The 7,419-nt window shown below is 74.6% G+C and carries 5 protein-coding genes; all 5 read right to left on the reverse strand.

Annotated elements, in window-relative coordinates; all coding sequences use genetic code 11:
* Positions 1-109: 109 nt before the first annotated feature.
* Positions 110-1,483: an acetyl-CoA carboxylase biotin carboxylase subunit gene (locus NBZ85_RS24560; protein ID WP_261562677.1), complete on the reverse strand. Its 1,374-nt coding sequence runs from the start codon at positions 1,481-1,483 to the stop codon at positions 110-112.
* Positions 1,483-2,064: an acetyl-CoA carboxylase biotin carboxyl carrier protein gene (locus tag NBZ85_RS24565; protein WP_261559455.1), complete on the reverse strand. Its 582-nt coding sequence runs from the start codon at positions 2,062-2,064 to the stop codon at positions 1,483-1,485. The genes NBZ85_RS24560 and NBZ85_RS24565 overlap by 1 nt, the downstream gene beginning before the upstream one ends.
* Positions 2,061-3,815, reverse strand: coding sequence for an acetyl-CoA carboxylase, carboxyltransferase subunit beta (gene accD, locus NBZ85_RS24570; protein ID WP_261559456.1), 1,755 nt, complete (start codon positions 3,813-3,815; stop codon positions 2,061-2,063). The genes NBZ85_RS24565 and accD overlap by 4 nt, the downstream gene beginning before the upstream one ends.
* A 6-nt stretch (positions 3,816-3,821) precedes the next feature.
* Positions 3,822-5,432, reverse strand: coding sequence for a PfaD family polyunsaturated fatty acid/polyketide biosynthesis protein (locus tag NBZ85_RS24575; protein WP_261559457.1), 1,611 nt, complete (start codon positions 5,430-5,432; stop codon positions 3,822-3,824).
* A partial coding sequence (locus NBZ85_RS24580; protein WP_261562678.1) for a hotdog family protein occupies positions 5,426-7,419 on the reverse strand: 1,994 nt, incomplete at its 5' end. The genes NBZ85_RS24575 and NBZ85_RS24580, both read right to left, overlap by 7 nt.

Here is a 7,419-nt window from a genome sequence, read left to right on the forward strand (position 1 = left end):
GCATCACCCCCACCGCCATCCACACCCACGACGGCGGCCGCCTCAGCCTCGACGACTCCCTCCACGCCCTCCTCAACCCGGAGCATCCCGACCGCGGCCGCGGCGGGAGCTAGGCGACGCGGGGATCGGCTGCGGCCGACAGCAGGGTCTCGGTGAGGGAGGTGTCGTGCTCGGCGGCGCGGAAGCGCGGGTGGTCAAGCGCCTCGGCGAGGAACCCGGCGGTCGTCGCCACGCCGGCGCCGACGACACGGGTCTCGGCGAGTGCGCGGCGCATCCGGGCGATCGCGCCGTCGCGGTCCGGGGCCCAGACGACGACCTTGGCCAGCAGCGAGTCGTACAGCGGCGGGATCCGGTAGCCGGCGGTCAGGTGGGTGTCGACGCGGACGAACGGGCCGCCGGGCAGGTCCAGCTCGGTGATGAGCCCCGGGGTGGGGCGGAAGTCCCGGGCGGGATCCTCGGCGTTCACTCGGCACTCGATCGCCACGCCGCGGGCAGTGATGTCCGCCTGCCCGTAGCCGAGCTTCTCGCCCGCCGCGATCCGCAGCTGCTCGGCGACCAGGTCGAGGCCGGTGACCATCTCGGTGACCGGATGCTCGACCTGCAGCCGGCAGTTGACCTCCATGAAGTAGTAGCTGCCCCGCGCCGGGTCGTAGAGGAACTCCACGGTTCCGGCGCCGACGTAGCCGACGGCGAGCACGGCGCGCACCGCCGCCTCGCCGAGCTGCGCCACGCCGTCAGGGTCCACCCCGGGTGCCGGCGACTCCTCGACGAGCTTCTGATGGCGCCGCTGCAGCGAGCAGTCCCGGGCGCCCAGATGGATGCCGTTGCCGTGACCGTCGCAGAGCACCTGGATCTCGACGTGACGGGCGGATGCGAGGTAGCGCTCCAGGTACAGCCGGCCGTCGCCGAACACGGCGAGGGCGGCCGCCCGGGTCTCGGCGTAGGCGGCGGGGAGATCCGCGTGGTTGTGGACGACGCGCATCCCACGGCCACCGCCGCCGGCGACAGCCTTGAGGATCAGCGGGTAGCCGACGTCGCCGGCGAGCGCGAGGGCGGCGTCCGGGCCGTCGAGGGCGTCGCGGCTGCCGGGCAGCAGCGGCAGGCCGGCGTCGCGCATGATCCCGCGGGCGACGGCCTTGTCCCCCAGCCGGGCCATGACGGCGGCCGGCGGGCCGATGAAGACGATCCCCTCCTCCTCGCAGACCTCGGCGAACTCCGGGTTCTCCGACAGGAAGCCGTAGCCGGGATGGATCGCCTCGGCGCCGCGGGTACGAGCGGCCTCGATCACCGCCGGGATGTTCAGGTAGCTGCGCTTCGCCGGCCCCGGGCCGACCTGCACCGACTCGTCGGCGAACCGGACGGCGGCGGAGTCCCGGTCGGCGGCCGAATGCGCGACGATCGTGCGGATGCCGAGCTCGCGGCAGGTGCGGACCACCCGCAGCGCGATCTCACCCCGGTTGGCCACCAGGACGCTGCCGAACATCAACGGCTCCCGTTCGGGGACTGCTCCAGCGGGGCGAGCAGGAACAGCGGTTGGCCGTGCTCGATGGCGGTGGCGTCCTCGACGAGGATCCGCACGACCCGCCCGGGACGCTCCGCCTCGATCGGGATCATCAGCTTCATCGCCTCGACGATCGCGACCTGCTGCCCGGCCCGCACCGTGTCGCCCTCGGCGACGAACGGCGCCTTCCCGGGCTCGGACGCCCGGTAAAACATGCCCACTGACGGAGAGACCAGCGGGAACGTCCCGGCTTCCTCGGGCGCCGCCAGCTCACTGGGCTGCGCAGCCGCGGCGGCCCAGCGAGCTCGGGCGGACGCGGCCGGTGCGTCCGCAAAGCTTTGGCCGGTGCTCGGCCAGCCCATCTCGACGCTGACGTCGCCGGCCGACACACGCACGTGGCTGGGCGCGACCCGGGCCCGCACGGACAGCTCGAGCACGTGCGCGCCGAGCACCGCGACCACGGCGTCCACGGCCGGTGCGGGCACGCGGCTGTCGCCGCCGTCCGGGTCGACGCCCCCGGTCGTTCCCGTCACCTGGTCGATTGCCGTCGAGTCGGTCGTCATCGGTTCGCCTCCACATTCCGGTCGGTCTGGGACTCCTGCGCGTCGCCGCTCGGGGCCGGCGTCGCCGCGGCGACGCCGAACTGCCGGAACCGCGTCCGCCGGCGGGTCACCAGGTTCATCTGGTCCAGCGGCAGCAGCTCGGCGAGCGCGCCGCGCAGCGCCTCGCGCAGGCGGTCGGCGGTGCCCTCCGGGTCGGCGTCGGCTCCCCCGTCGGGTTCACCGATGACGCCGTCGACGACGCCGAGCCGCAGCAGTTCGCGGGAGTCGACCCGCAGGGCCGCGGCGGCGGTCGGCGCGGCCGCCGGGTTCTTCCACAGGATCGCCGCGCAGCCCTCAGCGCTGATCACCGAGTAGACGGCGTTCGCGCACATCAGGACGCGGTCGGCGAACGCCAGCGCGAGCGCGCCGCCGCTGCCGCCCTCGCCCGTGACGACGGCGACCACCGGCACGGGAAGCCCGGCCATCAGCCGCAGGTTCTCGGCGATCGCGACGGCCTGTGCCTGTTCCTCGGCCTCGACGCCAGGGTAGGCGCCGGCGGTGTCGATCAGGGTGATCACCGGCAGGCCGAGTTTGGCGGCCAGGCGCATCACCCGGGCGGACTTGCGGTAGCCGGCCGGGGTCGGCATCCCGAAGTTGCGGTACCGCAGCTCGTCGGCGGTGTGACCCTTCTGGGTGCCGAGGACGGCAACGGGAACACCGTCGAGGCGGCCAAGGCCGGCGACGAGCGCCGGGCAGTCGGACGACATCCGGTCGCCGCGCAGCTCGGTGAAGTCCTCCAGCAGCATGCCGATGTAGTCGAGCGTCGACGGCCGGCCCAGCCGGCGGGCGGCGCGGACGCACTCCCAGGCGTCACGGCGGGGCAGCAGCTCCGGGTCGGTGACGACCGCGTGCTGCGGGCGCCCCGCCTGGCGGGGGATGCCGTCGGGGCGCCGACTCGACACCGACAGCAGCCGCGCCAGGTTCGCCCGCAGCTCGTGGCGGGGGCTGATGAGGTCGACGACGCCGTGGGTGAGCAGGAACTCGGCGGTCTGGAAGTCCGCGGGCAGGGACTGGCGGATGGTCTGCTCGATCACCCGCCGTCCGGCGAACCCGAGCCGGGCCCCCGGCTCGGCGATGATCACGTCGGCCAGGGTCGCGAAGGACGCCGCGACGCCGCCGAACGTCGGGTCGGTGATCAGGGAGACGGTGAGGATGCCGGCCTCGTCGAGCTGGCCCAGGGCCTGGCTGGTCTTGGCCATCTGCATCAGGGCGATCGCGCCCTCCTGCATCCGGGCGCCGCCGGAGGCGGTGACGGTCAGCAGCGGCGTGCGTTCCCGCAGGGCGAGTTCGGCGCCCCGGGTGAAAACCTCCCCGACGGTGGAGCCGAGGCTGCCACCGAGGAAGCGGAAGTCCATCACCACGACCACCACCGGGTTGCCCTCGATGGTGCCGCGCGCGCACACCGCCGCCTCGTCGAGGCCGGTGCTGGCGCGGGCGTCGCGCAACCGGTCGCGGTAGGGGCGGGTGTCGGTGAACTCCAGCGGATCGCTGTCCATCGCCGGGACGTCGACTCCCCGCGCCGAGCCGGGGTCGAGCAGCAGGTCGAGGCGCTGGTGGGCGGTCATCGGGGCGTGCCAGGAGCAGTCGGGGCAGACGCGGGCGGCGCGGGCGAAGCGCCGCTCGTGGAGCATCGCGCCGCAACCGCCGCACAGCAGCCAGGACGATCCCGTCCCGGCTCCGCTGGGCCTGGTCGTGATGGCCTCGGTCGTCATGATCGGTTACCTTTCCTCAACGGGCGGGGTGGGCAGGTATCCCGCGACGGAGGCGGGCAGGCGCAGCCCGGCCGCCCGCAGCGCGGTGACCCGGTCGGCGTAGGCCGCCCCGCGCATCAGGTGGGTGGCCAGGTCGACGACCCGGCGATTGCCCACCTGTGCCAGGTAGGTGCCGGCGACCCAGCCGTTGAACGCCCCCATCGCCGGGCCGCACCACACCTGGTAGTCGGGGGCGCGCTGCGCATCCCCGACGATGCTCCAACCCGACGAGCGGCCCAGGTACCACCGGAACACCAGGGCCATCCGGCGGCGCGGGTCGTCCGCGGCCCGGGTGATCTGGTCGGGGTCACGTTCGGAGAAGAACTGGATGCAGTCCTGCCAGACGTCGTCCAGGGAACGGCGGAACACCCTGGTCTCCAGCGCGGACCGGACGTCGGCGGGCAGCTCGTCGACGCCGCCATAGGTCCGGTAGAGCTCGTGGAGCTGGCGCGCCCGCCCCGGGAACAGGGTGCCGCGGCGCAGCACCTGCACCTCCACGCCGAGTTCGAACATGTCCGCCGACGGGGCCATCACCGTGTCGGCGACGCCGGTCGCGGCCAGCAGCCGCTTCGTCGTGTCGGACTGGTCGGCCTCGACGGAACTCTGGTTGATCGAGCCGGTGACGACATAGGCGGCGCCGAGGGCGAACGCCGCCGCGGCCGCCGCCGGGGTGCCGATGCCGCCGGCCGCGCCGACGCGCACCGCGGTGGCGTACCCCTGCTCGCGGCGGACCCGTTCGGCGAGCGCCAGCAGTTCGGGCAGCAGCACCAGCAGCGGGCGGCGGTCGGTGTGCCCGCCGGAGTCCGCCTCGGCGGTGAGGTCGTCGGCGAGCGGCACCGAGCGGGCCAGTTCGGCCTGCTCGGCGGTGACCGCGCCCGCCTCGAGCAGCTGGCGGACCAGCTCCGGCGGCGCCGGGCGCAGGAAGCGTTCGGCGACCTCCGCCCGCGACACCTTGCCGATCACCCGGTGGCGGGCCACGACCCGACCCGACGCGTCGCGCCCGAGGCCGGCGAGGCGGTAGCGGACGAGCTGCGCGGTGGGTTCGACGAAGGCCGACGCCTCGACGCAGCCAACGCGGTGGCGCAGGCAGGCGTCGACGATGGCGGCTTCCAACGCCGGTTCGCTCGGGCTGTGGATGAGGTTGCAGGCGAACGCGTTTCCGCCGGCGTCCCGGCCAATCTGGGCAAGTGCGGCGTCGATGCGCGCCGGCAGCACCCCGGCGGCGCCGAACGAGGCCAGGTAACCCTCGCGGGCGAGGGCGGCGACCAGCTGGGCCGAGGCGATGCCGTTGGCCATCGCGCCCGCCATGTAGGCGTGGCGGACGCCGTGGGCGCGACGGAACTCCGGGTCGCCGAGCGCGTGGGCGGGCCGCGGGCCGGCGGCGGCGAGGACCTGGCCGCCGCCGGCGACGATCTGCGCCACCTGCGCGGCGTCGGAGCTCGTCCGCACGCCGTTGCCGTCGCGCAGCACGTAACAGGGCTGGTCGAGGGCGAGCAGGTCACGCTGCACCTGCGCCAGGCCAGCCGGCGCCGCGGCGGGCTGCACGGGCGCGACGGCCGCAGAGATGGTCGTCAACACGACGGAGCTCCGTTCTCGCGCAGTTCGACGGCGATGTCGCGGAGTTCGTAGATCCGCAGGCCCGGCTTCCAGACGCTGGCGTCGGCGGTGACGCGGACCCGTCCAGGCGCGCGGCGCACCTCCTTGAGGTGCACCTCCAGCCGGGTCTCGCCGTCCGTCGGGAGGAACTGCCCGCGGTACTTCCAGGTGAACGGCGCGTCCACCGGCAGGATGAAGGCCGGGTCGACGAGGCCGTCGGCGTGCGGGGAGTCGAGCAACCACTCCTGCATCGCCTGGATGACGGTCTCCACGCCGAGCGAGCCGGGGATCACCGGGTCGAGGTGGAAGTGGCGGGCGAAGAACCAGTCGTCCGGGTCGATCGCCCGCACGGCGTGCAGGTAGCCCTGGTCGTACCGGCCGCCGCCGTCGACGACGTCGACGGTGTCCAGCAGCGCCAGATGGTCGCGGGCGCACAGCCGCGCGGCCGGGTCGGCGCGGCGGGCGGCGACGTCGATGGTGCGCGTCGCCGGCCGCGGCGACGCCGACTCAAGCGACGCCGACTCCAGCCAGGTCGGCGCCGACCGGCCGGCGTCCAGGCCGGTCTGGTTGGCCAGCGCCGCGTCGCTGAAGTAGCCGAACATCGTCTCGCCCTCGTAGAACGGCTCGCCGTCGACCGACAGGGTGTACTCGAAGCTCTGCAGCGACGAGCCGGGCATGTCCGTCGTCGACAGCAGCTTCGAGTGCTGGCGGATGGTGGCGCCACGCAGGTCGACCTCGCGCAGCACGCGGGCGGTCCCGCCTAGGTTGCGCAGGCTCACCGACGCCGCCGGGTCGCCGAGCGTGGCGCCCATGTAGTAGCCGACCATGAGCGCTGCCTGCAGCGACGTCTCCATGTAGACGCAGTTCGGCATCGACGCGTTCGCCGTGTCCGCGAAGTACCAGGAGTCGGCGGGCGCGTCGTACTCGGTGATGTGCGACGCCCCGCCGTCGAGCGACTTCGGGTCTCCGCGGGTGCCCTCGACGGCCAGCACCCGGTCGACGAGCAGCAGCCCGCCGGACGGCAGCCGCGTCGCCTTGCGGCCGGTGTAGCCGGCGAACTCGGGGCCCAGCGCGATCGCCTGGTCGCCGCGGCAGAAGTGGGCCATGTGGAACTCGCTGAGCATCGCCCGGTCACCGGCCGCGTTGCGGCGGCCCAGCCAGACCGGGGTCGTCCCGCCGGGCCCGGGGCCGACCGGGCGGCCCTCGCCCGCGCGCACGCCGATGGCGATGTCGGTGATCCGGGCGAGCACCTTACCCTCACCGACCCGGTCCCCGCCGACCCGGCGGATCTCGGCGTCGGCGCGCAGCGCGGGCCACGGCACCAGGTCGAGGTCGACGACCTCGAGGACCAGTTCCAGTTCCCCGGCACCGGCCAGGTCGGCGCCGGCGAGTTCGAGCCTGGCACCGGGTGCGGCACCGGGTGCGTTGCCGTCGACGAAGTGCGCGTCGAGCAGGCACAGGTGAAGGCCGACGTACACCGCGAACAGCCGGGCGGCCTGGGCGGCAGCCTCGGCCAACCCGGCGCCCTGCGGCGCGGGGTTGGCCAGCCGGGCGCGGACCAGGCCCCGGCCGGCCCGTCCGCCGCGCAGCTCGACGGTGTCGACGGAGGCCAGCAGCAGCTCGCCGGCGGCGATGCGCACCGCGCGGTCGTGGCCCTCCTGGTCGTAGGCCGGGCCGAGAACGTCGGCGATGGCGCCCCGGGCCAGCCGGCCGAGGTCCGCGGCGCCCAGCGCGCCGACGGCGCTGCGGGCCAGCGGCTTGAACGATGCCTCGCTGCTCACCCGCGGGCGCGCCGGCGCCGGGGGCAGGCCGACGAGCGCCGCGGGTGCCGGCAGTGGGGGCAGTGCCGCCAGCGGGGGCAGTGCCGCCAGGGGGGCGAGCAGGCGCCGTTGCAGGGCCGACTGGGCACGCAGGGCACTGGCATGCGCCGCAGCAGTCGTCACCCGCAGCTGACGGATCAGCTCCAGGG

Source organism: Frankia tisae, assembly GCF_025403405.1.
In the GTDB taxonomy this organism is placed as follows: Bacteria; Actinomycetota; Actinomycetes; order Frankiales; family Frankiaceae; genus Frankia; species Frankia tisai.

What these genes read in the sequence shown, in the direction of transcription:
- NBZ85_RS24560 (WP_261562677.1), bottom strand. Translation starts at nt 1,483, where the DNA reads ATGTTCGGCAGCGTCCTGGTGGCCAACCGGGGTGAGATCGCGCTGCGG.
- NBZ85_RS24565 (WP_261559455.1), bottom strand. Translation starts at nt 2,064, where the DNA reads ATGACGACCGACTCGACGGCAATCGACCAGGTGACGGGAACGACCGGG.
- accD (WP_261559456.1), bottom strand. Translation starts at nt 3,815, where the DNA reads ATGACGACCGAGGCCATCACGACCAGGCCCAGCGGAGCCGGGACGGGA.